The following is a 24,480-nucleotide window of genomic DNA, read 5'->3' as shown; positions in this document are numbered from 1 at the left end:
AGCCCTCACCGATGCGTTGCGCAGACGCTCTGCAAGCCCTCCCGGAAAGGCTCACCGCGGCTTCCCGCAGGCACTCACCGCCAGTTCCCGGGAAGGCTCACCGAACAGCTCCCGTATCGGCTCACCTTGCACCCCCCGGAAAAGCTCACCCTCCGCTCCCGAAAAGTCTCACCTTTTCGATATTTCCGATGCCGAAGGTGCGGGATGCGGGTGTCGGCGTGCTCGAATACGCCAGCGGAACGGCCCGCACGCGGATGTCATCGAAACGCGCGGCAAGCCCGACGCGAATGCCGTGTCTCGATGAATTCGCGTTTCCCGCAGGTCACGGAGAGCCGCACCGCTTCGCGTATTCGGTAGCGCGTCGATGCTCTGCATTCCAAAGTATGACGAATCGGTACAGCCAGTTGTGAACGAGCATCGCGGATGCCGTGCGAACCGCACCGCCTGCCCCCGCATCCCCGCCCGGCCGGGCGCGTGTTACGCGCGACTACGGTTGCAGTTTCATTCTGAAGCCCACCACGCCCGGCTCCTCCGTCGTCGAGGTCGTGAAGCCGCATGACTTCGCCAGCGAGATCATCGCCGTGTTCTCGCGCAGCGCTTCGCCGATCATCCATGCCGTGCCGCGCGATCGCGCGTAGTCGATGATGCGGGTCATCATCAGACGGCCGAGCCCCTTGCCCTTCTGGTCGGGCCGCACCGCGATCGCGAACTCCGCGGTCTCGTTGTCGGGATCGGCGACCGCGCGCGCCACCGCGAGCGTGTGCGACCGGCCCGACACATCGGTGAACGCCACGATGAAAGCCATCTCACGGTCGTAGTCGATCTGCGTCATGCGCGCCACTTGCGAGTGATCGAAGCTGCGCACCGCGCCGAAGAAGCGCATGCGCAGATCGTCCGGCGTCATCGCCCCCAGCAGCTCGTTGTGCGCCTCCTCGTCTTCCGGACGAATCGGGCGGATCGTCACGGTCTCGCCTCGCCATTCGAGCGTCTGCTCCAGATGGCGCGGATACGGCATGATCGCGAGCCGGCTGCGCCCGGCGGCCAGCGTGACGCGCGGCGCGATGATGTAGGCGCGATCGGACAGCACGCGCAGCGTGATCGACATCGCGACCACTTCGCGGACGTCGCATACGACTTGCGACAGCGCCGTCAGTGCGCCGAGCGTCGGCTCGACGGGCGTGCGACGCGCATAAGGCGAACGCTCCATCACCGCGCGGGCGAGCACGGTATTCAGCGGCGGCAGCCCGTACACGACGAACGGCGCCGATACACCGTCCGCGGGCGGCACGGCATAGCGGAACACCGGGCCGAAATTCGAATCGTCGTACATGTCGACCGTGACGTCGACGACCCTGGCGCCGGCCGGTGCATCGGCCGGCTCGCCGTGCAGGCCGAAGTGCGACAGCCAGTGCAACGCGGCGTCGCCGGCCAGCTCGGGTTCGCCGGCCTCGACCATCCGGCGGGCCTCGGCCTGTGCGGATGCGACGCACTCGGCCGGCTGCGGCGGCGTGCCCTCGGGGGTCTGCATCAGCAACTGCCGCCCGAGGTTGTAATCGACGAGACGTGCGTATGCGCGCGCAAGCCGCTGGGGCGTCGTGTGTACCGGGATGCCGTTCGCGTGCAGTGCGTCGCGCGTCGCCGCATCGACCGCACCGAAGAAACACGCAAGGATGCCGCGATACGCATGTTGCCGCGATTCGATCAGCGTGCGCGCGACGGCATCGGCCGGTGCGCTGTGGGACGTCGAATGCACGACGAACAGCGTGCCCGTCTGCGGAAACGGCGCAAGCGCCTTGATCGCCGCACCGAAATGCTCGGGACGCGCATCGTCGCCCAATGTAAGCGGATTGCCGGGCGCGGCGAGATGCGGCAGCGCGGCCGCCACCGCCGAGGTTGCCGCCGCCGGCCACGCGGCCAGCACGTCGCGCACCTCGGCAACCGCATCGACCGCGAGTTTCGCGACGCCCGCGTCGCTCGTCACGAGCGTCGCCGCGCCGCGCGCGGCGACCCGCCCGACACCGAGCGTCTCGATCTCGTCGAGCAGATCGTCGAGCGCATCGACACGCACCATCCCCGCGCGCTGGAAAGCGGCCGTGTAAAGCGCATCGCCGGGATCGGCGCGCCCGGTGCGCAGCGCGAGCACCGGCTTGTTGCGCGCCGCCGCGCGCGCGGCCGACATGAACTTGCGCGCGGCGCACACGGTATCGAGTTCGAGCAGGATCGCGCGCGTGCCGGGGTCGCTCGCCAGATAGTCGAGCACGTCGCCCGCATCGACGTCGGCCTCGCTGCCGAGCGCGACGACATGCGAAAAGCCGAGCCCCCGCGCATCGGCCCAGCCCAGCACCGCGTTCGTCAGCGCGTTCGATTGCGACACCCACGCGACGCCGCCCGATCGCGCCGTATAGGCAGGCGCGCCGAAATGCGCATGACGCGCGGGCGACAACACGCCGAGGGTGCCCGGGCCGACGATACGGAGCACGAACGGCTTCGCGGCCTTGAGCGTGCGATCGAGCGCGGCACGATCCGCATCGGTGCGCGCCTCGCCGACGATCACCGCGACGCGCGTGCCGAGTTCGCCGAGCTTGCGCACGATGCCGGCCCACGTAGCGGGCGGCGTGCAGATCAGGGCAACCGAAGGCGGTGCGGGCAATCGATCGACATCGGCAACGACCGGATGCCCGTTCAGCTCGCGATACTTCGGATTGACGGGCCATACGGGCCCGTCGAATGCGCCGTCGATCACGCGCGCCCATACGATCGCGCCGAAACTTCCCGCGCGCGACGATGCGCCGACGACCGCAACGGACTTGGGCTGGAACAACGCATCGAGATGGCGGACGGTCACATCGGCTCCATACGGTAATGAAAGACGACCCGACCGGTACACGGGCACGGATGGCCGTGCGCCGGTCGACGCGAACTCCAAGCATAGGCGAACCGGATGCGGCTGCCTATATGCCGAACGGCCGACTGTCCAGCACGCATCAATGCTTGCAACATGGGCCCGTAACCGATGCCTTCGCACGACGCACCGGGCGAAGGCGGCACGATGCGGCGATCCGGTCGCATCCTCAAAGGTGAGGATTTACGGGAGCCATGGTGAGCACATTCGGGAATTGCGCGATGCGCCGCGTCAATGCGCGAGCGGTGATGATCGTCGGCAGTCCGTCAGCACCGCGACGCGCGCGCATGTCGATGCGCGAGTGCAACGTAATTGCCGGGCTGTTTACCGCAATTCGCCGCGATATCCGGTCGAATTGCAGTGAATTCGCAAAATGGAATCCGTTAATCGCGTGGCATTGCCGTTCGATTCGCCGGCCGGAATCGCGTTGCAACGGCACAAAACAAACGGTGCGACGGCCGTTTGGCCGTTCGCACCGTCAGTCGACGCACGAAAGGTGAGGATTTTCGGGAGTCAGTCCTTGATCAGGAAACGCGCGCGGTTCTTGCCGAGCCACGCCGGTGCACGGCCGCGGCCGCTCCACGTTTCGCCGGTCTTCGGATTCAGGTATTTCGGCGGTAACGGACGCTTCGGCTTTGCGGCAGCGGCGGCGCCTATCGGACGAAAGCCGAGCTCCTCTGCCGTAATGTCGAATTCCACGATTTTGGCTCGAATGGCGGCAATCGCATCGGCAATCGCCTTTTCGCGTTCCTTGTCGATTTTTTGCTGAAGCCTTTCGAGCTGCGCAGTCAGTTGCCGGTAGGTCGCCATATGGATGGGATTCCGTGAGTGTTATTCATGAAAAATAGCCGACTCCAAGCGAATAGAAAAGCGCTTCTCCCGATTAACGTCCCTCACCTGGTCATTTCGGGATCAATAGCCGCTCTTCTTCTTGCATGCGAAGAGAAGATTTCGCACGGCGTCATCGGTCGATTGATCGAGGATGTCGAATTCCCCGTTGCAGATGGCGCGGGCATTGTCCGTGCAATTGCTCCAGTCGTTGCCCGTGCACTGCACCTGCGTAGTCGGGCGCCCGTCCGAAGTAAACAGCGGCGCACCGCCGCCACACCCGCCAAGCCCCGCGACAAGGGCCAACAATCCGGCCTGACGCCAATGCGTTCGAGGCCACCGACAGACCGACGCAAGCATGTGTTTCATTGTTCTTTCCGTCAACCTTTTTCTGAATCACGCGAGTATGCCATGCACTGCCATCCACCGTTCAGTCGGGCGCCCTGTCAGGCTGGCCACGCGTCTTGTACGGCAGCGCTCCGTGCGGATCGTCGGTGATGCGAACGAAAACCCGTTCGACGTCGGGAAGCGCGGCAAGTTCGCGTTGCAACGCCTGCCGATCGAATGCCGGATCCGCGCACCCTTCGACATAAATGAAGCGGCGCTGCACGGTGATCCACAGGCTCGTGCCCTGCAGGCGGCCGGTGCCGTCGAAACGGGCTTTCGCAGCCGCGGCGATCGGTGCGTCGTACATATACGAATTCGGCTTCGTGCAGCGGTGCGCGAGCCAGCAGGTCGTCCCGCGCTCCGCGCGGTAATGCGCATCGTCCTCCATCTCGGCGCGGGTCATCCACGGACCGAGCGGCAGCGGGCACTCGGCAAAGTCCTGCGACAGCGCCACGAACGGATCGTTGTACCAATTGCGCCGCGCCACAGGCGCGTCGGCATCGCCCGACTGCGCGAACGCGGACGCCGCCACCAGAGCGGTCATCCATCCGGCGATACCGATGCACTTCATCGTTGTCTCCTGTCCGGTACTGCCACGGTTCGGCCGCCTGCTTGCGACAGCCTCCACCGCGCGGCGCTATCGGTCGATGCCGAGCGCCGCCAGTTTCTTGTAGAGCGTCGCCCGGCCGATGCCGATGCGCGCAGCCGCTTCCACCACCCTCCCGTCGCAAGCCGCGAGTGCGTCGGTCAGGAACTGGCGCTCCCACGCGGCCAATGCATCGGTATACGAAACGACCGGTGCATCGCCCGTGTCCCGGGCGGCGGCCGGCACGGCAGGCAGCGCGCCGGCCGGCATGCCGTCCGGCGCCACGCGTACCGGACCGAGGAACGGCGCGAGCGCACCCGCATCGATCACCGAGCGATCCGACAGCATCAGCGCACGCTCGAGCGTGTTGCGCAGCTCGCGCACGTTGCCCGGCCACGGGTAGGCGCACAGCATCCGCAGCGCGTCGTCGGTCAGCTCGCAGTGCGCGGCGCGGCCGTGCTGGGCGGCCAGTTCCTCGAGCGTCGCGTAGACGAGCGCGGCAATATCGGACGCCCGATCGCGCAGCGGCGGCGCGTGTATGGTCAGCACGTTGAGCCGGTAATAGAGATCGGCGCGAAAGCGGCCGGCCGCGACCAGCGCGGGCAGGTCGGCCGACGTTGCGGCGATGATCCGGACGTCCGCGCGCACGATCCGGTTCGAGCCGACCGGCTCGAACTCCTTGTCCTGCAGCACGCGCAGCAGCTTGCCCTGCAGCGGCAGCGGCATGTCGCCGATCTCGTCGAGAAACAGCGTGCCGCGATCGGCCAGCTCGAACTTGCCGACGCGCCCCTTGCGGTCGGCACCGGTATACGCGCCCGGCGCCGCACCGAAGAATTCGGTTTCGAGCAACGTGTCGGGTATCGCGGCGACGTTGACGGTCACGAGCGGCTGGAGCGCGCGCGCCGAAGCCGCGTGGATCGCATGCGCGAGCAGTTCCTTGCCGGTGCCCGTCTCGCCGAGCAGCAGCACCGGCGAATCGACCTGCGCGGCGCGCCGTGCCTGGCGCTTGGTTTCGAGGCTCGCGGCGCTCGTGCCGACGAAGCTCGCGAATGTGTATTTTGCGCGGCGCGCCTGCGCGAGCGAACGCTGCGTCGCGATCAGTTGCTGCTGAAGCTGCGCATAGCGGGAGAAGATCGGCGTGAGCGTCTTCAACTGGTCGAACAGCGCGAAGCCGATCGCGCCGACCGTCTCGCCCGCCTCGTTCTTCAGCGGCAGCCGGGTGACGACCAGCGGTTCGCGGCCCGTCTCCATGATGTCGAGCAGGATCGGCTGCCCGGTCGATACCACCTCGCGCATCAGGCTGTTCGGAATCACCGTTTCGCAATCGAGGCCGACCGCCTGCTGCGGATCGGCGAAACCGAAGCGCGCCGCATATCGCTCGTTCATCCACACGACGCGCGCGTCGCGATCGACGACCACCGTGCCCGCACTCGAATCCTCGAAGGTTCGAAACAGCGACTCGGCGGCGCGCCGCAGCACGTCGCCGTAGTTGACGGGCAGGCGAACCCGATCGTTCATCATCGTGTCGTCGTCTCCGCGTATGCTCGGCCGGTTGTCTCCAGATCGAGACGAATTATCTCACTATGGAGACACGCCGAAATCCCTTGTCCGGGAAAGCCCTGCCCGAATCGGTGGGCTGTCCTGACGGCCGGATCGTCTCCATTCGGAGACGTTTTATGTAGAATCGTCAGACATTGGCCGGCGCAGGCCCGCCGGCCGGCATCGGCCCCATGTCCGGCGGCGCAATCCGGCCTATGGCACGAAACCTGCAGGAACCTGAGCCGGTCCGCGACGCGTCGCGATCGAACAACAACCAAAGCCATTCAAAGCCATTAGGAGACTCCCTTGTCTTTCGTGATCGTCCTCGCCGCGCTGGCGTTCCTGATGTTCGCCGCGTATCGCGGCTACAGCGTGATTCTGTTCGCGCCGATCGCCGCGCTCGGCGCGGTCCTGCTGACCGAACCCGCCGCCGTCGCGCCGGTCTTCTCCGGAATCTTCATGGAGAAGATGGTTGGCTTCGTCAAACTGTATTTCCCCGTGTTCATGCTCGGCGCCGTGTTCGGCAAGGTGATCGAACTGTCCGGGTTCTCCGAGTCGATCGTCCATGCCGCGATCCGCTACATCGGCCGCTCGCGCGCGAATGCGGTGATCGTCGCGGTGTGCGCGCTGCTCACCTATGGCGGCGTGTCGCTGTTCGTCGTGGTGTTCGCGGTGTATCCGTTCGCGGCCGAACTCTATCGCCAGAGCAACATTCCGAAACGGCTGATGCCCGGCGCGATCGCACTCGGCGCGTTCTCGTTCACGATGGATTCGCTACCGGGCACGCCGCAGATCCAGAACATCATCCCGACCACGTTCTTCAAGACGACCGCCTGGGCCGCACCGGCGCTCGGCACGATCGGCTCGCTGTTCATCATCGCCGTCGGCCTCACGTATCTGGAATGGCGCCGTCGTTCCGCAATGGCGAAGGGCGAAGGCTACGGCACGTCGCTCGTCAACGAGCCGGAACGCGTCGAAACGACGTCACTGCCGAATCCGGCGCTGGCGATCCTGCCGCTGATCCTCGTCGGCGTGTCGAACTTCGCATTCACGAAGCTGATCCCGCAGTGGTACGGCGCCGCGTCGTACACGGTCGCGCCGGACGTGCTGCCCGGCGTGCACGCGCCGGTCACGACGTCGATCAAGACCGTCGTCGCGATCTGGTCGGTCGAGGCTGCGCTGCTGCTCGGCATCGTGGTGGTCCTCCTGACCGCGTTCAAGCGCGTCAGCGGCCGCTTCGCGACGGGTTCGAAGGCCGCCGTCGCCGGCGCGCTGCTCGCCGCGATGAACACGGCATCGGAATACGGCTTCGGCGGCGTGATCGCCGCGCTGCCGGGCTTCCTCGTCGTCAGCGATGCGCTGAAGAGCATTCCGAACCCGCTCGTGAACGCGGCCGTTTCGGTCAGCTCGCTCGCCGGCATCACCGGTTCGGCGTCGGGCGGGATGAGCATCGCGCTCGCCGCGATGTCGGACCTGTTCATCAAGGGCGCGCAAGCGGCCAACATTCCGCTGGAAGTGCTGCACCGGGTCGTCGCGATGGCCAGCGGCGGCATGGACACGCTGCCGCACAACGGCGCGGTCATCACGCTGCTCGCGGTGACAGGCCTCACGCACCGCGAGTCGTATCGCGACATCTTCGCGGTCACCGTGATCAAGACGCTCGCGGTGTTCTTCGTGATCGCCGTGTACTACGCGACGGGCCTCGTGTAAGCATCCGCATCGGGCGGCGCGCCATGCGCCTCCCCACATCGGCCGGCTGCATCGACGCGGCCGGCCGATGCGCCTCCCGTACCCTTCCCGCTCCCTTCCTGCCCCTTTCCTCTACGTCGGTTCGACACACCTGCGCCGCAATACGCAGCGCTCGCCGATCGGTTTGCCCGCAACCCCCGGCGGACTGCCCGGAATGGGCATCCAGCCAGCCCGGCCCCCCCTCCAGCACCTCAGCCCCCGCTACCACGCAGCGCCAGCGCACCGGCATCCGTCACGCGCCGGCATCCGTCACGCGCCGGCATCCGTCACGCGCCGCCATCCGGCACCGCCCGCCACCCCATCATCGCCTCCCACCCATTGTTGCCCGCAGCAGAACACTGCGTTGGGAGCGATCGCATTTTTCCCGTGCGCGGCCGGGCCTACACTGTTTTCAACCGCCGCCGCTTCGTCGAACGAAGGCCGGCCGCCCCGCCGAAAACATGGAGGTTCCGATCATGAAGCACCTGATCCATGCAGTTGCCATCGCCCTGGCCGTATCGGCCCCGCTCGCTGCGCAAGCGCAGTCGAACGCGCCGCTCACGCGTGCACAGGTTCACGCCGAAGTGAAGGCGCTCAAGCAGGCCGGCTTCCAGTCGAGCGACTGGTTCTACCCGGCCAGCATCGTTTCCGCCGAAGCAAAGATCGCGCGGCAGCAAGGTGCCGGCTACGGCAGCGCGCGCGGCGCATCGTCGGAGTCGGGCCAGTAACCGAAGCAACGCAGCACCCGGCCCGCTCGACGGTTCACCCGCCGTCACAGCGTCACGCTTTCACGGGCCGGATCAGCATCGCGCGCGCCGCTGCCTGCGGATCGCCTGCCGGCAGCTCCGCGCCCACCCCGTCGAACTGCCTGACGACCGACCGAACCGACGCGCCCTGAGCGCCGCCATCGCGCCACCGATTCAGTTGCGCGACCACCTTGGTCAGCGCACGCAGGTTCGCCCCGTAAAACGCATCCCGGGTCTTGCTGGCCTGCGCAAACATGCTCGCGGCAATCCCTTCGATCCGCGCCGAATCGTCCGGCGCCAGCGCGACCGCATTCGCGAAATAGGTCCCCGGCGCAACTTCACCGCCGATCCGCTCGCCGAATCGCAGACCTTGCGGTACCCGTCGCGCGCCACGGCCTCGTCGCCGCGCGCGTTCGCATTCGCGGCAAGCCCTGACATGAAGTAGTACGGCGTTGACGGACGCGGCAATTCGGCCTTCAACAACGCATCGGATGCGTCGCACGGCCCTGCATCGATCAGCGTGCCCGACGCCGCGAATGTGTGCGAACGCTTGTCGCTCGTACGCATTCGCGGCAGCCGGCAAATCGCTCGACGATACGATTCGCGCGACCGCCTGAAACGAACGCATGCTCGAATGAACATGACGCGCGGCATCGCGCGCGCGCGCTTCCTTTACCGTCGCGGCCTGACCCGCGCCATCTGGTACACCGACGCATACGCACCGTCGCGCAACGCATAGTCCGGCGCTTCGCCTTCGATGCGGAATCCGTGCCTTTCGTACAGTGCGACCGCCGCAACGTTGTCGACGAACACGGTCGGTTCGATGCGCGTGATGTTCAGCCAGTTTTCCGCGAGCTCGATCGCCGCCGCGAGCAGCCGGGTGCCGATGCCGCGGCCGTGATGCGACGCATCGACCATCATCCCGAGCGACGCGGCATGACGGCGGCGCGGGTTCTGTTCTGGATGCAGCCCGAGATGGCCGACCACCGTGCCGTCGATTTCGGCGACGAGGCTCACGCCGTGTTCGCGAATGCGTTCGAGCCGCTGCCGCCATTTCTCGTGCGACGGATACGGATGCTGCAGCGTGTCGAGGTACACCGCGGGGTGCGCGACGATGTGCCGGATCGCGTCGATGTCGTGCATCTCGCTGTGCCGGATGGCGATATCGGTCATGACCGGGTGGAGTCGAAAGTATCGGTCGAGGGGATGCTGCTGCGAGTACGCAACAACGCATCGCGCTTATCCGATTTCACGCGAATGAAACATGGCCGCCGAACTGGCCGGTGCCGTTGCATGCACAACGACACGATGTCACACAGCCTTCATGCAGACATCACGCAATCGGAAATTCCTGCCCGATACGCTCGCACAAACCGGTAATTTCTTGCCCCCCTACGCCATCTCGGCAGTACCCGATTAGTTGCGCACGCAACGTCATCTGCACAGGCAGGCCATGTCATTTCGGCATCACGTCGACGTCATCTGCACGCCCTAGACTGGGCCGCGCCCTGACCGTCACTCACCGGGCCGGCACGTGCCGACATCCTCCCCCGCGCATCACGACGCGTGCCGGGCGCAGGATCGCGGCAACGGCCGACGCACTCGAACGCACATGCATCGCGGATCGTCCCGGGGGGGACGACGCATGGGACGCGGCTGGCCCCGGTCACGCACGCGCCCACCATCACAGGATCCGAACGCCATGACGTCACGCCGCACATTCCTTCAGAAGACCGCCACTTCAGGCCTCGCCGCCGCCGCGCTGTCCGCGTTTCCGCCGAGCATCCGCCGCGCGCTCGCGATTCCCGCGTTCCACGAAACGGGCACGCTCCACGACGTCAAGCACGTCGTACTGCTGATGATGGAGAACCGCGCATTCGACGGCTACTTCGGCACGTTCAAGGGCGTACGCGGTTACGGCGACCGCTTCGCGGTGCCGTCGCCGAACGGCCGCGACGTGTTCTACCAGACGTATACGCAAACGACGCCCGCGACGACCCTCACGCCATACCACCTCGATGCGAGCCAGGGCAACGCGCAGCGCGCGGGCGGCACGCCGCACACGTGGGCCGACGCACAGGCCGCGTGGGACCACGGCCGGATGAACCGCTGGCCCGACGCGAAGACGCCGCTGTCGATGGGCTATTACGACGCGGCGGAAGTGCCGTTCCAGCGCACGCTCGCCGACGCGTTCACGCTGTGCGACCACTATCACTGCGGGATGCACACGGGCACGATCGCGAACCGCCTGTTCTACTGGAGCGGCACCAACGGCCCGAACGGCATCAGCCCGGCCGACGGCAGCCGCGTGAAGCTCGCCGCGCTGAACAACCAGTTCAACGGCGGCAACGACATCGGCCCGTCGAGCCAGGGGTGGACGTGGACGACCTACGCCGACCGGCTGCAGCAGGCCGGCGTGAAGTGGAAGGTCTACCAGAGCCTGATCGACAACTTCGGCTGCAACGAGATGATGAGCTTTCGCCACTGGCGCGCCGCGATCGAACAGATGCCGGCCGCGCGCCGGCCCGCGTACGTCGCGTCGACGGACATCACGCAGCCGGTGACGGCGGCCGGCGCGTTCTACGATCCGGCGATCGACGATCCGTTGAGCCCGCTCGCAAAGGGGTTCGGCAACACGATGCCGTACGGCTTCCTCGAAACGTTCCGCGACGACATCCGCAACGGCAAGCTGCCCGAAGTGTCGTGGATCGTCCCGCCGTCGGTGTACAGCGAACATCCGGGGCCGTCGAGCCCCGCGCAGGGCGCGTGGTACGTGCAGGCGGTGCTCGATGCGCTCACCGCGAATCCGGACGTGTGGAGCAAGACCGTACTGCTGATCAACTACGACGAGAACGACGGTTTCTTCGATCACATGCCGTCGCCGGCCGTGCCGTCGCGCAACGCGGACGGCACGCTCGCGGGCGGCCATACGCTCGCGAACGCCGACGTGGCCGTCGAATATCACGACTTCGCGCCGGCCACGTCGAGCCAGCCGGCGGCCGACGGCCGTCCGTACGGCCCCGGCCCGCGCGTGCCGATGTGGGTGGTATCGCCGTGGAGCCGCGGCGGCTGGGTCAACTCGCAGGTGTTCGACCATACGTCGACGCTGCTCTTCCTGGAGAAGCGCTTCGGCGTCGCGGAACCGCAGATCGGCGCGTACCGCCGCGCGGTGTGCGGCGACCTGACGAGCGCGTTCAACTTCCGCACGCCGAACAACGAACCGCTGCCGACGCTCGCGGGCCGCACGACGAAAAGCCAGGTCGACGCGCTGAGCGCCGCACAGCAGGCCGCGCCGAAAATCACGCCGCCGGCCGCCCCGTCGCTGCCCGCGCAGGCCACCGGCGTGCGCCCGTCGCGGGCACTGCCGTACGAGCTGCATGCGAGCGCACAGGCTGACGCCGGCAAGGGCACCGTCACGCTGAAGTTCGCGAACACGGGCCGCGCGGCGGCGGTGTTCCACGTGTACGACAAGCTGCACCTGGACCGCGTGCCGCGCCGCTACGTCGTCGAACCGGGCAAGGCACTGCGCGGCGACTGGGCGGCGCAGGCCGACGACAGCGGTAAATATGACCTGTGGGTGCTCGGCCCGAACGGCTATCACCGCCGCTTCACCGGCGACCTGGCCCGGCTCGCGGGCCCGCGCGCACCGCAGCCGGAAGTGCGGGTCGGCTACGCGGGCGGGAGCGGCAACCTGCATCTGCGGCTGCGCAACGACGGCGGCGGCACGGTGCGCTTCACGGTGAAGTCGAACAAGGTATACGGCGCCCTGTCCGGCCATGGCGCGCACGACGATCACGGCAACCAGGACGGTCACGGGCGCGGACACGGCAACGACACGGGCACGACGTGGACGGTCACGGTGCGTGCCGGCAGCCAGTCGGAGCTGCACTGGACGCTCGACTCGACCGGGCACTGGTACGACTTCGTCGTCACCGCCGACAGCGATGCGCGCTTCTCGCGCCGCGTGGCCGGCCGCGTCGAAACGGGCCGCCACTCGGTCAGCGATCCGGCAATGGGGCTCGCCGACCGCTTCTGACGCCACCGCCGCTGCCCGGCCGGAAGCACGCCGGCCGGGCGCCGCTCGCCGCGCGGCCCGATCCGGCTGAAACGCCCGCCCGGCGCGGCCCAAACATCAGAAGGATAGGTGGTATAGCCCTCATTTCGCGCCCACGAAAATGCTCCGTGTTGCAGCCCGTTCGCGTTAAACTTCGTCAAGCTGCATTCAATAACGACATCTTCGCCAACCAGGCATCCACGACACGAGGATAGGTTCGATGCGCACTTCCGGCTCATCCGGGGCAATGACCCTGCTCACCGAACACGACCCGGCCGACGGCCGCGAATTGCGCTCGCTCCGGCTCGAAGCAACCGGCGACGGCAAGAGCGTGCTGCTGATCGAGATCGACGAACGCAAGCCCGGCATCCACCGCGAGGTCCGCTACGAGATCACGCCGGCCGAACTGATCGCGGCGATCCGCTCGCACGGCGCCGAGCTGCCCGGCGAAAACCACGGCGCCGCATCGCTCGCCCGCACCCCCTCCTGATTCCGAACGGTGAGCCGCGCCCGGCGCGCCGGCTCACCGACATCTCCCTGCCGCCATCAGGCGCTTTCCGCCGTTCCCGCCGCCGGGTTGAAAATGGCCGATAATCGGCCCATCTGCGCATCCTCTCCCGCGCACATCCTTTTCGGCCAGCCGTCATGCTCCGTGACCTCGTCGCCCAATACGGGCCGCTTCTCGTCTTCGCCAACGTGCTCGCCGCGGCCATCGGCCTGCCGGTGCCGGCGATGCCGACGCTCGTGCTGTTCGGCGCGATGGCCGCGATGCATCCGGACATGATCGGCTCGCAGCTCGTGACGGTGATCGCGCTGTCGGTGCTCGGCGCGCTGATCGGCGACACGGCGTGGTACCTCGCCGGGCGGCGTTACGGCGGCACGACGCTGAAGACGATCTGCCGGCTCTCGCTGTCGCGCGATACCTGCGTGAAGAAGACCGAACGCTTCTTCGGCCGCTACGGTGTGCGCGTGCTCGCGGTAGCACGCTTCATTCCCGGACTGTCGCTCGTCTCCGTGCCGATGGCCGGCGCGCTCGGCACGCGCTATCGCACGTTCGCCGGCTACGACGCGCTCGGCGCCGCGTTGTGGACGATCGTCGGGCTGGGGGCGGGGCTCGTGTTCTACCGGCAGATCGACTGGCTGTTCGCCGGCGCGAGCCGGCTCGGCCGCGCGGTACTGCTGGTGATCGTCGCGCTGCTCGCGATCTATGCGGCCGTGCGCTGGATGCGCCGCCGCGCGCTGATCCGCCAGCTCGCGAGCGCACGGATCGGCGTCGACGAACTCGAGCTGCTGCTGAGCGACCCGGTGGCGCCGGTGGTCCTCGACGTACGCTCGCCCGAGCACCGCAAGCTCGACCCGTTCACGATTCCCGGCGCGCAGTTCGCGGACGAGCGGCACATCGAAGACATCGTCGCGCGCTACCCGCTGTCGCAGAAGTTCGTCGTGTACTGCTCGTGCCCGAACGAGGTGACGGCCGCGCTGATGGCCAAGCGCCTGCTCGATGCAGGCTTCACCGATGCGCTGCCGCTGCGCGGCGGCCTCGACGCATGGCGCGACACGGGCCGCCAGCTCACGTCGCTGCTGGAAGACATGCCCGCCGCGAACGATCCGGTGGCGGGCCTGCACAAGCCGGCCTGATCGGACTGACTGCAGGCCGGCCGCGCGAAACGGCACATACCGCGGGGGGCGTTGCGCCCCCTTCGATCAGAACGCGTGCAGCGGCACGTTCACGACCAGGCGGTACTCGCGGTTCGTCGCGTCCGAGTAGTGCGCGGAACCGTTGTGCCACATCGCGATGAACGTGACCTTCGTGTCCTTCAGCTTGCCGCTCTGGAACGTGTACGACGGGATGAAGCCGAACTCGTGGTGACGGCCCTGCACCGGCGCGCCGTTGCTCCAGTAGATGCTCGACTTGGTCGGGTCGTTCGCCGCGCCCGCGCTGCCGTCCGCCCCCCAGCCCGTCACGCCCCAGATCATCGCCTTGAAGCCCGGCAGGCCCGCTTCCTTGCCGTAGAACGTGTAACGCAGCTGCAGCGACTTTTCGTGCGGCGCGTTGTAGTCGACGTCCATCGAGTTGGCCAGGAAGATGCCGTTCGTCTCGGTGATGTAGTCGAAGAACTGGTCGCCGAGGATCTGCTGGTAGCCGAGCAGCAGCTCGTGCGGACCGTGCTGCGCGGCCAGCGACAGGCTGTACGCGTTGTTGTCGATCTTGCCCTGCAGCGAATCGCCCGTGTCGTGCGTCGAGTAGACGTTGCCGAAGCCCGTCCACTTGATCGTCTGCGTGCTGCCGATGCTGTGCTTCACCGACGCATAGTACTGGTGCCACACGTCGTCGGCCTGGTTCGCGTACAGCGCGACCTCGCCGTTCGGCGAGTAGTCCCACGTGCCGCCGACGTAGGTCAGCCGGTTGACGCGCGTGCCGCCGTACTGCGTCGTGAGGTTGGTGAGCGTCGTGCGGCCGCGCGCATCGGTCTTCGTGAAGCTGCCGGCCTCGAGCATCACGTTCTTGAATTCGTTGCTGACGATCGTCGCGCCCAGGAACGTCGGCGGCAGCGCACGGTTGTCGTGCTGCTCCATGAACGGGTTGTCGACGGCCTGCAGACCGTACTTGACCACCGTGTTCGAGATGCGCGCCTTCACGTCGTAAATGCCCGGATACGCCCATGCGAGCTGGTTCGAGCCGCCGCCGCCCTTCGCCACGTGCACCATATTGCCCCCGCCGGCGCCGCCGTCGAGCTTCAGGGCCGCGTACAGCGACGCATCCACGCCGAAGCCGATCAGGCCCGCGGTGTAGCCGGACTCGAAGTTCGCCATCACGCCCTGGATCCACGCGTGACGATGCGGGCCGCCCTTGTTGTCGAGCAAGTCCGAATAGTTGCGGAACACGAAATCGAGATGACTGTCTGCGATGAAGCCCTTGGACTTCGACTGGGCCGACGGTTCGTCCGGCGGCGTGACGGCCTGGCTCGCTTCGGCGTTGACAATGGCGTTCGGGGTAGTTGCCTGCGCAACGGCCGTGCTCGTGCCCGCGGCCGGCGCGGCCGGCGCGGCCTGCGCGACCGTCAGCGGGGCCGGGGCCGCGTCGTCGGCGTGGGCGACGCCGCTCAACGATACGCCGGCCAGTGCCGGCAGGCCCCATGCAAGCAGCATCTTCGATGCCGTCCCGATCGTCTTCTGCTTTTTCATCGTAATTCTCGTCTTGTGTTGATATCGTCCACGCCGGTCGCGATCCGCTTCCGGCCCCCCGGCTCGCCCGGCTAAAGGCGCGCCTGTACCCGCGGCGCGAAGATCGTTCGCGCCGCACCTACCCCTGTCGACCTGCCTGGTTATGTTTGCTGCGTTACGTCACTTCACGCCGCCACGCCCGCGCGGATGCACGCGACCCGCGCAGCCGAGCCCTGCCGCACTTCCGGCAGCGGCACGTCCTGCGCGCACGCGTCGATCGCAACCGGGCAGCGCGTGCGGAACGCGCAGCCCGACGGCGGGTTCAGCGGCGAGGGCATCTCGCCCGCCAGCAGCATCGGACGGCGAGCACGCTCGCGCGCCGGCTCCGGCGTCGGCGCCGCATCGAGCAGCGCCTTCGTGTACGGGTGCTGCGGCACGCCGTACACGTCATGCCGCGTGCCGAACTCCATCACGCGGCCGAGATACATCACGAGCACGCGCTGGCTGATGGCCTTCACCACCGCCAGGTCGTGCGCGACGAACAGATAGGACAACGACAGTTCGCGCTGTAGATCGCGCAGCAAGTTCACGATCTGCGCCTGGATCGACACGTCGAGTGCCGACACGGGTTCGTCGCAGATCACGAGCTTCGGCTCGCCGATCAGCGCACGCGCGATACCGACGCGCTGGCACTGCCCGCCGGAAAATTCATGGGGATAGCGCAGCAGGTGATGCGCATTCAGGCCGACGCGCTCGAGCATCGTGATCACGCGGCGGCGCACTTCGGTGCGGCCGAGGCCCGCGTGGTGCGTGACGAGCGGTTCCGCGACGATCTGCTCGATCGTCATGCGCGGATCGAGCGACGCGAGCGGATCCTGGAAGATCATCTGCACTTCGCGGCGCATCGCGGTGCCGCGCAGGTGATCGGACGCCACCGCTTCACCGCGCCAGCGCACGGTGCCGGCGGTCATCGGCACGAGGCCGATCAGCGCGCGGGCGAGCGTCGACTTCCCGCAGCCCGACTCGCCGACGAGCCCGACCGTCTCGCCGCGCTTCACGTCGAACGATACGCCGTCGACGGCCCGCAGCGTGCCCTTCGGCGACCACGGATAGCCGCCGAGCGGCACGCGGAAATGCACATTCAGATGCTCGACGGACAGCAGCGTGTCGCCCGTCGCGCCGGCATCGCGGCGTTCATTGACGCTCATCGCAGGCCTCCCGTCAGATCGGCCAGCGGCCGGTGGCACGCGCGCACCGCGCCCATGGCGCCATAGGTTTCGAGCGCGGGGCGCGCGGCACCGCAGCGCTCCTCCGCATAGGTGCAGCGCTTCGCGAACGCGCAGCCGGCCGGCGCGGTGCCGGGCATCGGCGGATTGCCGGGAATCGCGATGAGCGGTGCATCGTCCGCATCGGTCAGGCGCGGCAGCGCGTTGAGCAGGCCGATCGTGTACGGATGCGACGGCGCGGCGAAGATCGAATCGGCCGGCGCGTATTCGACGGTGCGGCCCGCATACATGACCATCACGTCGTCCGCGAGCCCCGCGACCACGCCCATGTCGTGCGTGATCAGCACGATCGCGGTGCCGCGCTCGCGGTTCAGCTCGCGCAGCAGATCGATGATCTGCGCCTGCACGGTCACGTCGAGCGCGGTGGTCGGCTCGTCGGCGATCAGGATTTCCGGCTCGGACAGGAGCGCCATCGCGATCATCACGCGCTGGCGCATGCCGCCCGAGAACTCGTGCGGATACATCCGGATGCGGCGCGCCGCGTCGGGGATGCGCACCGACTCGAGCGCCTCGATCGCGCGCCGGGTCGCTTCCTTGCGCGACAGCTTGCGATGCAGCTGCAGCGTCTCGGTCATCTGCCGCTCGATCGTCAGGAACGGATTGAGCGACGTCATCGGATCCTGGAAGATCATCGCGATCCGGTCGCCGCGCACCGCGTTCAGCGCGCGCGTATCCATCTCGAGCAGGTTGTCGCCGCGATAGCGCGCGGCGCCCGTCGTCGTGCCGTTGCCGGCCAGCAGGCCGAGCAGCGCCATCACGGTCTGGCTCTTGCCCGAGCCCGATTCGCCGACGATGCCGAGCGTCTTGCCGGCTTCGAGCGAGAACGACACGCCGCTCACGGCGTCGATCGGCGGCGCGTCCTTGCGCGTGAAGCGCACGCCGAGGTTTTCAACTTCCAGCAGAGCGGCCATTTCAGCGATCCTTCGGGTCGAGTGCGTCACGCAGGCCGTCGCCAACGAAGTTCACGCAGTAGAGCGTCACGCAGAGCATGACGGCCGGTGCCAGCAGCAGCCACGGCATCGATTCCAGTTTCTGCGCGCCGTCCTGGATCAGCACGCCCCAGCTCGTCATCGGCTCCTGCACGCCGAGGCCGAGGAACGACAGCACCGATTCGGTCAGCACGATGTTCGGCACGGACACGGTCGCGTACACGACGACCACGCCGAGCAGGTTCGGCACGACGTGGCGCAGCACGATCGACGCCGGCGACACGCCGATCGCGCGCGCCGCATCGACGAACTCGCGGTTGCGCAGCGACAGCGTCTGGCCGCGCACGACGCGCGCCATGTCGATCCACGAGAACGCGCTGATGGTCAGCACGACCAGCATGAACGAGCGGCCGAACAGGGTCATCATCAGGATCGCGATCAGCAGGTACGGGATCGCGTACATCATGTCGACGACGCGCATCATCGCGGAGTCGACGCGGCCGCCCGCGAAGCCGGCGGTCGCGCCCCACGCGACGCCGAACAGGCCGGACACGAGCGTGCCGAGCAGGCCGACCTCGATCGACACGCGGCCGCCGATCAGCGTACGCACGAGCAGGTCGCGGCCGAGCTCGTCGGTGCCGAACCAGTGCTGGTTCGCGAGGGTCGGCGGCAGGCTGATCGAACCCCAGTCGCTCGCGGCGGGATCGGCCGCGAGCAGCCACGGGCCGACGAAACACGCGAGCGTGATCAGCGCGAGCAGCACGAGGCTGAACACGGCCGCACGGTTGTGAAGGAAGCGCGCGAACGCGAGCGCCAGCGGCGAGCGCGAACGCGGCGGCGAGTCGGTCTGCACGGGCAGACTGACGACAGGCGTAGTCGGAGTCATCGCAGTGCCTCGCTCAATAACGGATGCGCGGATCGAGCCACGCGTATGCGAGGTCGACCAGCAGGTTGAACAGCACCGCGCAGACGGTCGTCAGCACGACGAGGCCCAGCACCAGCGTGTAGTCGCGGTTGATGGCGCCGTTCACGACGAGCTGGCCGAGCCCCGGCAGCGCGAACACCGATTCGGTGACGACGGCCGCCGTGATCGACGAGATGCAGACCGTGCCGAACAGCGACACGACCGGCATCAGCGCGGGCTTGAGCGCATGGCGCAGCACGATCGTCGCGCCCGGCAGGCCCTTCGCGCGCGCGGTGCGGATGTAGTTGCTCGACAGCGTTTCGATCATCGACCCGCGCATCACGCGAGCGAGCAGCGACACGTTGATGAGGGTCAGCAGCACGATCGGCAGCAGCCGGTACTGCCAGCTGCCGTCGCCCCAGCCGCCGGCCGGCAGCCAGCCGTTGCCGGCCGACGTCTTCAGCAGGATCGCGAAGATCCACACCAGCACCGGGCCGAGCACGAACGGCGGCACGACGTTGCCGAAGTTGCCGATCAGCATCACCACGCGGTCGATCAGGCTGTCGCGGCGCACGGCCGCGACGGTGCCGAGCAGCACGCCGAACACGATCGAGATCGGGATCGACACGCCGCCCACGCCGAGACTCACGGGCAGCGCCTTCTTCACGAGATCGTTCACCGACCAGTCGACGTAACGGAACGACGGGCCGAGATCGCCGTGCAGCAGTGAACCGAGATACAGCAGGTACTGCTTCCACAGCGGCTCGTCGAGGTGGTACTTCGCGTTCAGGTTCGCGAGCGTCGCCGCGGACAGCTGCTTCTCCGTATCGAACGGGCCGCCGGGCGTGAAATGCAGCAGCAGGTAGCAGGCGGTGATGACGGCGAGAATCGTCGGCACCGCCCACAACGTGCGTCTCAATGCGTAGGCCAGCATGATCGCTCCGCTCAGTGCTTGATCAGGTACAGGTCCTGCGAAGCACGCATGTCGATCACGTTCTTCAGCGAGTAGCCGCCCACGTAGGGCTTCACGAGACGGTCGGCCGAGTACTGGAACAGCGGCACCATCGGCGTGTCGTTCATCGCCATGTCGTGCGCCTGCGTGAGCAGCGCGGCGCGCGCCTTGTCGTCGAGCTTCTGGTTGCCTTCGTCGACGAGCGCGTCGGCCTGCTTGTTGCAGTAGCCGACGGTGTTCTGCGAGCTGCCGCAGCGGATCAGGTCGAAGAAGGTCATCGCGTCGTTGTAGTCGGCGAACCAGCCGTCGCGCGCGATCTGCACCTTGCCGTCATGACGCGCCTTCATCAGCACCTTGAACTCGACGTTCTCGAGCTTCGTGTCGATGCCGAGCTTCGTGCGCCATTCCGATGCGGTAAACAGCGCGACCTTCTTGTGCAGGTCGTTGGTGTTGTAGGTGAGCGTGAACGACAGCGGCTTCGCATCCGAATAGCCGGCTTGCTTCAGCAGATCCTTCGCGGCCGCGATGCGCTTGGCCATCGGCCACGACGCCCATGCCGGCGTGAACGGCTGCGCGCCCTTCGTGCCGTTCGGCATCAGGCCGTACATCGGCTTCTCGCCGGCCTGCGTGAGCTTCGACGTGAGCACGTCGCGATCGATCACCATCGACAGCGCCTGGCGCACGCGCTTGTCCTTCAGCGCCGCGTCGCTGTTGTTCAGGTAGTAGTAGTAGGTCGCGAGCTGCAGGCCCGGGCGCAGTTCGCCGCCGAACTGCTTGCTGACCTGCTGGAAGATGCCCGACGGGATCGAGTAGCTGTAGTCGATCTGGCCGGCCTGGTACATGCGCATCGCGGTTTCGTCGCTTTCGATCGGCAGGTACGTGACCTTGTTGATCACGACCTTCGGCGCATTCCAGTACTTCGCGTCCTTGGCGACCACGATGCGGTTGTTCGGCTGCCAGTCGACGAGCTGGTACGCACCGTTGCTGACGATGTTGCCCGGGCGCGTCCACGCGTCGCCGAACTTCGCGACGGTGTCCTTGTTCACCGGCGCGAGCGGCGCCATTGCGGTCAGCTCGGGGAAGAACGCGACGGGCACGTCGGTCGTCACTTCCAGCGTGTACGGGTCGATCGCGCGCACGCCGAGCGTCGTCGGCGCGGCCTTGCCGGCAATGATGTCCTTCGAGTTCTTCACGAATTCGACGAGGATCGTGTACTTCGAGCCCGTCTTCGGATCGACGAGGCGCTGCCACGAATAGACGAAATCGGCGGCCGTCACCGGCTGGCCGTTGCTCCACTTCGCGTCGTGGCGCAGCTTGAAGATCCACGTCTGCGGCGTCTTGCGTTCCCACGATTGCGCGACGCCCGGCACGACCTGACCGGTCGCGTCGATGCGGGCGAGCCCTTCGAACAGGTCGAGGCCGATCGTGTTGCCGGTCCACGATTCGATGTGCGCCGGGTCGAGCGACTCGACTTCGGCGGGCACCTGGCGCGTCAGGTCCTGTTGAGGAGCGAGCGCGACATTCGACGGAACGATAACGGCGTGGGCTGCGGGCGCCGTCAGGGCGAGCGCGGCCAGCACGGCCGACATGGCATGCAAGGATTTCATCGTGGCAGTCTTGAGAAGGTTTTTTCGGTGAGCGTCGCGCGGCGGATGCCGCGGCTTACGCGTGAGACGCTGACGGGTACAGCGATTGAGGAGGCCCGTGATTCTCGTATTGCATCTTAGTATTCCTTACGTTTCTTTCGACAGGCATTCCGTCTTCGAAACGAAGGAATACCTGTGCGTTAGAACAGTCTCGGTGTACCGACCCAGACCACCACCGACTCGACGTTCGCGGTGTTGACCCAGCTGTGCGGGACCGTCGACTGATAGTGCGAACTGTCGCCGGCCTGCAGGACGAACGTCTTGCCTTCCAGCGTCAGCGACACTTCCCCTTCAATCACATACAGGAACTCCTCTCCCGCATGTGTCGTCACCTCCGAGCGCTTCTGTCCCGGCGGCATCCGCACGAGGATCGCCTCGAGCTGACGCCCTTCGGATACGTTCGTCAGTCTCGCGAACAGGTTCGCCGAATCGGCGAACCCGAAGAAGCGCAACTGCTCGCCTCGACAGACCGAGCGTTCCTCGCTCGGCGTATCCACGAAGTACTGCACCGTCACGCCGAGTGCCTGTGCGATGCCGGCCAGCGACGTCAGCGACGGCGACGCGAGCCCGCGCTCGACTTGAGACAGAAACGGCTTCGAAATCCCCGCGGCGGTAGCGGTGTCGTCGAGCGTGCGCTTCAGTCGTTGGCGCAACGCGCGAATCTTGCTGCCCAGCGCGGCGGCATCTGCTGACCGCGAGTTTTCAGTGGGGGGAACCATAGCAGGCCGAAAAGTGGTCGTCAAAAAATGTTTGATGGAAAGTAACTAAGTTAGATCGATATGGCTTAGTCTTCGGGTTCGCCCATGTCTTCGGTGTTGAGCCCGGTGCACTAAACAGGGCACGAAGCGAGCGAAACGACGCGCTATCTTGCCAGACTCGCCGGCTTCACAGGCAAGCTGCAAGCGGCTCTCCGGGAATTTGCTGAGAGCCGGGCGCCAAGCTTACAAGTAGATGATGAGACAAATGTTCCTGAAAGCTGCTGCCATATCGGGAGTTTCCCTGAGTGGCGCGGACCTGACGCACCGGACCGGCGAGCGCTACCACGCGCGCGCCGGTCGGGGCCTCGCACCACCTTACCAGGTGGAGTCCGACCCCGGCCCGGGCCAGGGTCTGTTCCATCGCCGACGCTAAGCCTACCCGGCCACTGTGCTCCGGCGCCAGTTCGACCCCCAAGGCGACGCGCGATCCGCGCCGTCCGTTTCAAACGAGATTGATGATGCACGCACCTGTTTCTCAAACCCGATCGTTTACGACGGTCTTCCTCATCGAAATGTGGGAGCGCTTCGGCTACTACGGCATGGCCGCGCTCCTGGTCCTCTTCATGGTCGACAGGCTCGGTTTCACCGACAGCCATGCGAACCTGACCTGGGGCGCGTTCACCGCGCTCGTCTACGCGTCGCCGTCGATCGGCGGCTGGATCGGCGACAAGGTGCTCGGCGCCCGTCGCACGATGATCATCGGCGCGGCCGTGCTGTGCGCAGGCTACCTGATGCTGGCGTTCCCGAACGATGCGCTGTCGTACATGTACGCGTCGCTCGGCGTGATCGTCGTCGGCAACGGGCTGTTCAAGGCCAACGCGGCGAACCTCGTGCGCCGCATCTACGAAGGCGACGATGCGCGCATCGACAGCGCGTTCACGATCTACTACATGGCGGTCAACATCGGCTCGACCGTGTCGATGCTCGCGACGCCGTGGATCAAGGATCACTGGGGCTGGCACGCCGCGTTCGCGGTCTGCTGCGCCGGCATGCTGCTCGCGATCCTGAACTTCATGCTGATGCACCGCACGCTCGCGCACATCGGCTCGCAGCCCGACGATCAGCCGATCCGCTGGAAGCGCCTCGGCGGCGTGGCGGCAGGCGGCGTCGCGCTCGCGCTCGCCACGCTGTACGTGCTGCAGCACAAGCAGCTCGCGGTCGCGAGCGTGTGGACGGCGGCATTCGCGATCCTCGCGATCTTCGCGTACATGATCGCGAAGTCGGAGCGCTCGGAGCGCGCAGGCCTGATCGCCGCGCTCGTGCTGATCGGCCAGGTGATCCTGTTCTTCATCTTCTACGTGCAGATGTCGACGTCGCTGACGCTGTTCGCGCTGCGCAACGTCGATCCGCGCTTCATCCTGTTCGGCACGACGCTGTTCACGTGGAGCGCCGCGCAGTTCCAGGCGCTGAACCCGATCTGGATCATGATGCTGAGCCCGGTGCTCGTGTGGGTCTACAACGCGTTCTCGAAGGCCGGCCGCGACCTGCCGGTCGCGGCGAAGTACGCGCTCGGCTTCGGCGCGGTGGCCGCCGGCTACCTGGTGTTCACGATCAGCGGCCGCTACGCGGTGGACGGTCGCGTGTCGTCGTGGTTCATGGTGTGGGGCTACGGGCTCTACTCGCTCGGCGAACTGCTGGTGAGCGGCCTCGGCCTCGCGATGATCGCCCGCTACGTGCCGACGCGCATGAGCGGCTTCATGATGGGCGCGTATTTCGTCGCGACGGGTGTGTCGCAGTACCTCGGCAGCGTCGTCGCGAACTTCGCGCAGATGCCGTCGCACGACCTGCCGGCCGCCGAATCGCTGCCGCTCTACCTGTCGCTGTTCGAGAAGCTCGGCTGGCTCGCCGCGATCGGCATGCTGCTCGCCCTGCTGCTGCTGCCGATGATGAACCGCCTGTCGCGCCAGCATCAACGCTGCGCGGAAGCGCGCCGCGAAGAAGAGACGCTGCAGGCGCAAGCGATGGTCTCGGCCCAGTAAGTACTATCCCTCGGCGTGCGGCATGCACGCCACATTCTCCCGCCGGCGCGGCCAGCACGTCCTACACTGGTTGCAACAGCGCATCCGATCC

20 protein-coding genes and 1 pseudogene are annotated in these 24,480 nt (G+C 66.9%); 7 read left to right on the top strand and 14 right to left on the bottom strand.

Annotated elements, in window-relative coordinates; translation table 11 throughout:
- Window positions 1–487 precede the first annotated feature (487 nt).
- On the bottom strand, window positions 488–2,845 hold the full coding sequence (locus BME24068_RS04830; RefSeq protein ID WP_174925311.1) for a GNAT family N-acetyltransferase: 2,358 nt from the start codon (window positions 2,843–2,845) through the stop codon (window positions 488–490).
- A gap of 251 nt (window positions 2,846–3,096) precedes the next feature.
- Between BME24068_RS04830 and BME24068_RS04825 the strand changes: the two genes are divergently transcribed.
- Window positions 3,097–3,402 (top strand): hypothetical protein, encoded by a 306-nt coding sequence (locus BME24068_RS04825; protein ID WP_174925310.1) that lies wholly within the window; start codon window positions 3,097–3,099, stop codon window positions 3,400–3,402.
- Window positions 3,403–3,415: 13 nt separating this feature from the next.
- On the opposite strand, the gene BME24068_RS04820 is transcribed toward BME24068_RS04825, so the two are convergent.
- From BME24068_RS04820 to BME24068_RS04805, 4 genes are all read right to left on the bottom strand, one after another.
- The gene (locus tag BME24068_RS04820; RefSeq protein WP_096507820.1) at window positions 3,416–3,712 is read right to left on the bottom strand and encodes an H-NS histone family protein; all 297 of its coding nucleotides are present in this window, start codon (window positions 3,710–3,712) and stop codon (window positions 3,416–3,418) included.
- A 102-nt stretch (window positions 3,713–3,814) separates the two neighbouring features.
- Entirely contained in the window at window positions 3,815–4,099 is a 285-nt protein-coding gene (locus BME24068_RS04815) for a hypothetical protein (protein ID WP_172441939.1), read from the bottom strand.
- A 61-nt stretch (window positions 4,100–4,160) separates the two neighbouring features.
- Window positions 4,161–4,688: a hypothetical protein gene (locus BME24068_RS04810; RefSeq protein ID WP_096507821.1), complete on the bottom strand. Its 528-nt coding sequence runs from the start codon at window positions 4,686–4,688 to the stop codon at window positions 4,161–4,163.
- Window positions 4,689–4,754: 66 nt separating this feature from the next.
- Window positions 4,755–6,224 (bottom strand): sigma-54 interaction domain-containing protein, encoded by a 1,470-nt coding sequence (locus BME24068_RS04805; RefSeq protein WP_096507822.1) that lies wholly within the window; start codon window positions 6,222–6,224, stop codon window positions 4,755–4,757.
- 324 nt (window positions 6,225–6,548) lie between these two features.
- Between BME24068_RS04805 and BME24068_RS04800 the strand changes: the two genes are divergently transcribed.
- Both BME24068_RS04800 and BME24068_RS04795 read left to right on the top strand, forming a co-directional pair.
- On the top strand, window positions 6,549–7,952 hold the full coding sequence (locus tag BME24068_RS04800) for a GntP family permease (protein WP_174925309.1): 1,404 nt from the start codon (window positions 6,549–6,551) through the stop codon (window positions 7,950–7,952).
- 494 nt (window positions 7,953–8,446) lie between these two features.
- Window positions 8,447–8,698, top strand: coding sequence for a DUF4148 domain-containing protein (locus tag BME24068_RS04795; RefSeq protein ID WP_096507877.1), 252 nt, complete (start codon window positions 8,447–8,449; stop codon window positions 8,696–8,698).
- A 52-nt stretch (window positions 8,699–8,750) separates the two neighbouring features.
- Here BME24068_RS04795 and BME24068_RS04790 read toward each other — a convergent pair.
- A pseudogene (locus tag BME24068_RS04790) lies at window positions 8,751–9,293 on the bottom strand (thioredoxin family protein); the annotation flags it as partial.
- A gap of 95 nt (window positions 9,294–9,388) precedes the next feature.
- Window positions 9,389–9,889 carry a GNAT family N-acetyltransferase gene (locus BME24068_RS04785; RefSeq protein WP_174925308.1) on the bottom strand — a complete coding sequence of 167 codons (501 nt, stop codon included), beginning with the start codon at window positions 9,887–9,889 and terminating at the stop codon, window positions 9,389–9,391.
- 529 nt (window positions 9,890–10,418) lie between these two features.
- Between BME24068_RS04785 and BME24068_RS04780 the strand changes: the two genes are divergently transcribed.
- The 3 genes from BME24068_RS04780 to BME24068_RS04770 all read left to right on the top strand — a co-directional run bounded on the left by BME24068_RS04780 (window position 10,419) and on the right by BME24068_RS04770 (window position 14,408).
- The gene (locus BME24068_RS04780; protein ID WP_174925307.1) at window positions 10,419–12,752 is read left to right on the top strand and encodes a phosphocholine-specific phospholipase C; all 2,334 of its coding nucleotides are present in this window, start codon (window positions 10,419–10,421) and stop codon (window positions 12,750–12,752) included.
- Between the two features lie 238 nt (window positions 12,753–12,990).
- Window positions 12,991–13,260: a hypothetical protein gene (locus BME24068_RS04775; protein WP_096507826.1), complete on the top strand. Its 270-nt coding sequence runs from the start codon at window positions 12,991–12,993 to the stop codon at window positions 13,258–13,260.
- 155 nt (window positions 13,261–13,415) lie between these two features.
- A complete protein-coding gene (locus BME24068_RS04770; RefSeq protein ID WP_096507827.1) occupies window positions 13,416–14,408 on the top strand; it encodes a DedA family protein/thiosulfate sulfurtransferase GlpE in 993 nt (330 codons plus the stop codon).
- A gap of 66 nt (window positions 14,409–14,474) precedes the next feature.
- Here the strand turns inward: BME24068_RS04770 and BME24068_RS04765 are convergent, their stop codons facing one another.
- The 7 genes from BME24068_RS04765 to BME24068_RS04735 all read right to left on the bottom strand — a co-directional run bounded on the left by BME24068_RS04765 (window position 14,475) and on the right by BME24068_RS04735 (window position 22,371).
- The gene (locus tag BME24068_RS04765; protein ID WP_174925306.1) at window positions 14,475–15,956 is read right to left on the bottom strand and encodes an OprD family porin; all 1,482 of its coding nucleotides are present in this window, start codon (window positions 15,954–15,956) and stop codon (window positions 14,475–14,477) included.
- Window positions 15,957–16,120: 164 nt separating this feature from the next.
- Window positions 16,121–17,143 carry an ABC transporter ATP-binding protein gene (locus tag BME24068_RS04760; protein WP_174925305.1) on the bottom strand — a complete coding sequence of 341 codons (1,023 nt, stop codon included), beginning with the start codon at window positions 17,141–17,143 and terminating at the stop codon, window positions 16,121–16,123.
- Entirely contained in the window at window positions 17,140–18,132 is a 993-nt protein-coding gene (locus BME24068_RS04755; RefSeq protein WP_096507830.1) for an ABC transporter ATP-binding protein, read from the bottom strand. Before BME24068_RS04755 ends, BME24068_RS04760 begins: the two co-directional genes overlap by 4 nt.
- 1 nt (window position 18,133) lies before the next feature.
- Window positions 18,134–19,036, bottom strand: coding sequence for an ABC transporter permease (locus BME24068_RS04750; RefSeq protein ID WP_096507831.1), 903 nt, complete (start codon window positions 19,034–19,036; stop codon window positions 18,134–18,136).
- 13 nt (window positions 19,037–19,049) lie between these two features.
- Complete coding sequence (locus tag BME24068_RS04745) at window positions 19,050–19,988, bottom strand: ABC transporter permease subunit (RefSeq protein WP_174925304.1); 939 nt, start codon at window positions 19,986–19,988, stop codon at window positions 19,050–19,052.
- Between the two features lie 11 nt (window positions 19,989–19,999).
- Window positions 20,000–21,613 (bottom strand): peptide ABC transporter substrate-binding protein, encoded by a 1,614-nt coding sequence (locus BME24068_RS04740; RefSeq protein ID WP_174925303.1) that lies wholly within the window; start codon window positions 21,611–21,613, stop codon window positions 20,000–20,002.
- Between the two features lie 179 nt (window positions 21,614–21,792).
- Complete coding sequence (locus BME24068_RS04735; protein WP_096507834.1) at window positions 21,793–22,371, bottom strand: cupin domain-containing protein; 579 nt, start codon at window positions 22,369–22,371, stop codon at window positions 21,793–21,795.
- A gap of 494 nt (window positions 22,372–22,865) precedes the next feature.
- On the opposite strand from BME24068_RS04735, the gene BME24068_RS04730 reads away from it, so the two are divergent.
- Window positions 22,866–24,389, top strand: a complete 1,524-nt coding sequence (locus BME24068_RS04730) for a peptide MFS transporter (protein WP_174925302.1) — start codon at window positions 22,866–22,868, stop codon at window positions 24,387–24,389.
- The last annotated feature ends 91 nt before the right edge of the window (window positions 24,390–24,480 follow it).

This window comes from Burkholderia anthina (genome assembly GCF_902498995.1).
GTDB classification, from domain to species: Bacteria; Pseudomonadota; Gammaproteobacteria; order Burkholderiales; family Burkholderiaceae; genus Burkholderia; species Burkholderia anthina.
Note: the sequence above shows the minus strand (reverse complement) of the source record. Positions and strands in the feature narration are given on the sequence as shown.

What these genes read in the sequence shown, in the direction of transcription:
- BME24068_RS04825 (WP_174925310.1), top strand. Translation starts at nt 3,097, where the DNA reads ATGGTGAGCACATTCGGGAATTGCGCGATGCGCCGCGTCAATGCGCGA.
- BME24068_RS04820 (WP_096507820.1), bottom strand. Translation starts at nt 3,712, where the DNA reads ATGGCGACCTACCGGCAACTGACTGCGCAGCTCGAAAGGCTTCAGCAA.
- BME24068_RS04815 (WP_172441939.1), bottom strand. Translation starts at nt 4,099, where the DNA reads ATGAAACACATGCTTGCGTCGGTCTGTCGGTGGCCTCGAACGCATTGG.
- BME24068_RS04810 (WP_096507821.1), bottom strand. Translation starts at nt 4,688, where the DNA reads ATGAAGTGCATCGGTATCGCCGGATGGATGACCGCTCTGGTGGCGGCG.
- BME24068_RS04805 (WP_096507822.1), bottom strand. Translation starts at nt 6,224, where the DNA reads ATGATGAACGATCGGGTTCGCCTGCCCGTCAACTACGGCGACGTGCTG.
- BME24068_RS04795 (WP_096507877.1), top strand. Translation starts at nt 8,447, where the DNA reads ATGAAGCACCTGATCCATGCAGTTGCCATCGCCCTGGCCGTATCGGCC.
- BME24068_RS04785 (WP_174925308.1), bottom strand. Translation starts at nt 9,889, where the DNA reads ATGACCGATATCGCCATCCGGCACAGCGAGATGCACGACATCGACGCG.
- BME24068_RS04780 (WP_174925307.1), top strand. Translation starts at nt 10,419, where the DNA reads ATGACGTCACGCCGCACATTCCTTCAGAAGACCGCCACTTCAGGCCTC.
- BME24068_RS04775 (WP_096507826.1), top strand. Translation starts at nt 12,991, where the DNA reads ATGCGCACTTCCGGCTCATCCGGGGCAATGACCCTGCTCACCGAACAC.
- BME24068_RS04770 (WP_096507827.1), top strand. Translation starts at nt 13,416, where the DNA reads ATGCTCCGTGACCTCGTCGCCCAATACGGGCCGCTTCTCGTCTTCGCC.
- BME24068_RS04765 (WP_174925306.1), bottom strand. Translation starts at nt 15,956, where the DNA reads ATGAAAAAGCAGAAGACGATCGGGACGGCATCGAAGATGCTGCTTGCA.
- BME24068_RS04760 (WP_174925305.1), bottom strand. Translation starts at nt 17,143, where the DNA reads ATGAGCGTCAATGAACGCCGCGATGCCGGCGCGACGGGCGACACGCTG.
- BME24068_RS04755 (WP_096507830.1), bottom strand. Translation starts at nt 18,132, where the DNA reads ATGGCCGCTCTGCTGGAAGTTGAAAACCTCGGCGTGCGCTTCACGCGC.
- BME24068_RS04750 (WP_096507831.1), bottom strand. Translation starts at nt 19,036, where the DNA reads ATGACTCCGACTACGCCTGTCGTCAGTCTGCCCGTGCAGACCGACTCG.
- BME24068_RS04745 (WP_174925304.1), bottom strand. Translation starts at nt 19,988, where the DNA reads ATGCTGGCCTACGCATTGAGACGCACGTTGTGGGCGGTGCCGACGATT.
- BME24068_RS04740 (WP_174925303.1), bottom strand. Translation starts at nt 21,613, where the DNA reads ATGAAATCCTTGCATGCCATGTCGGCCGTGCTGGCCGCGCTCGCCCTG.
- BME24068_RS04735 (WP_096507834.1), bottom strand. Translation starts at nt 22,371, where the DNA reads ATGGTTCCCCCCACTGAAAACTCGCGGTCAGCAGATGCCGCCGCGCTG.
- BME24068_RS04730 (WP_174925302.1), top strand. Translation starts at nt 22,866, where the DNA reads ATGATGCACGCACCTGTTTCTCAAACCCGATCGTTTACGACGGTCTTC.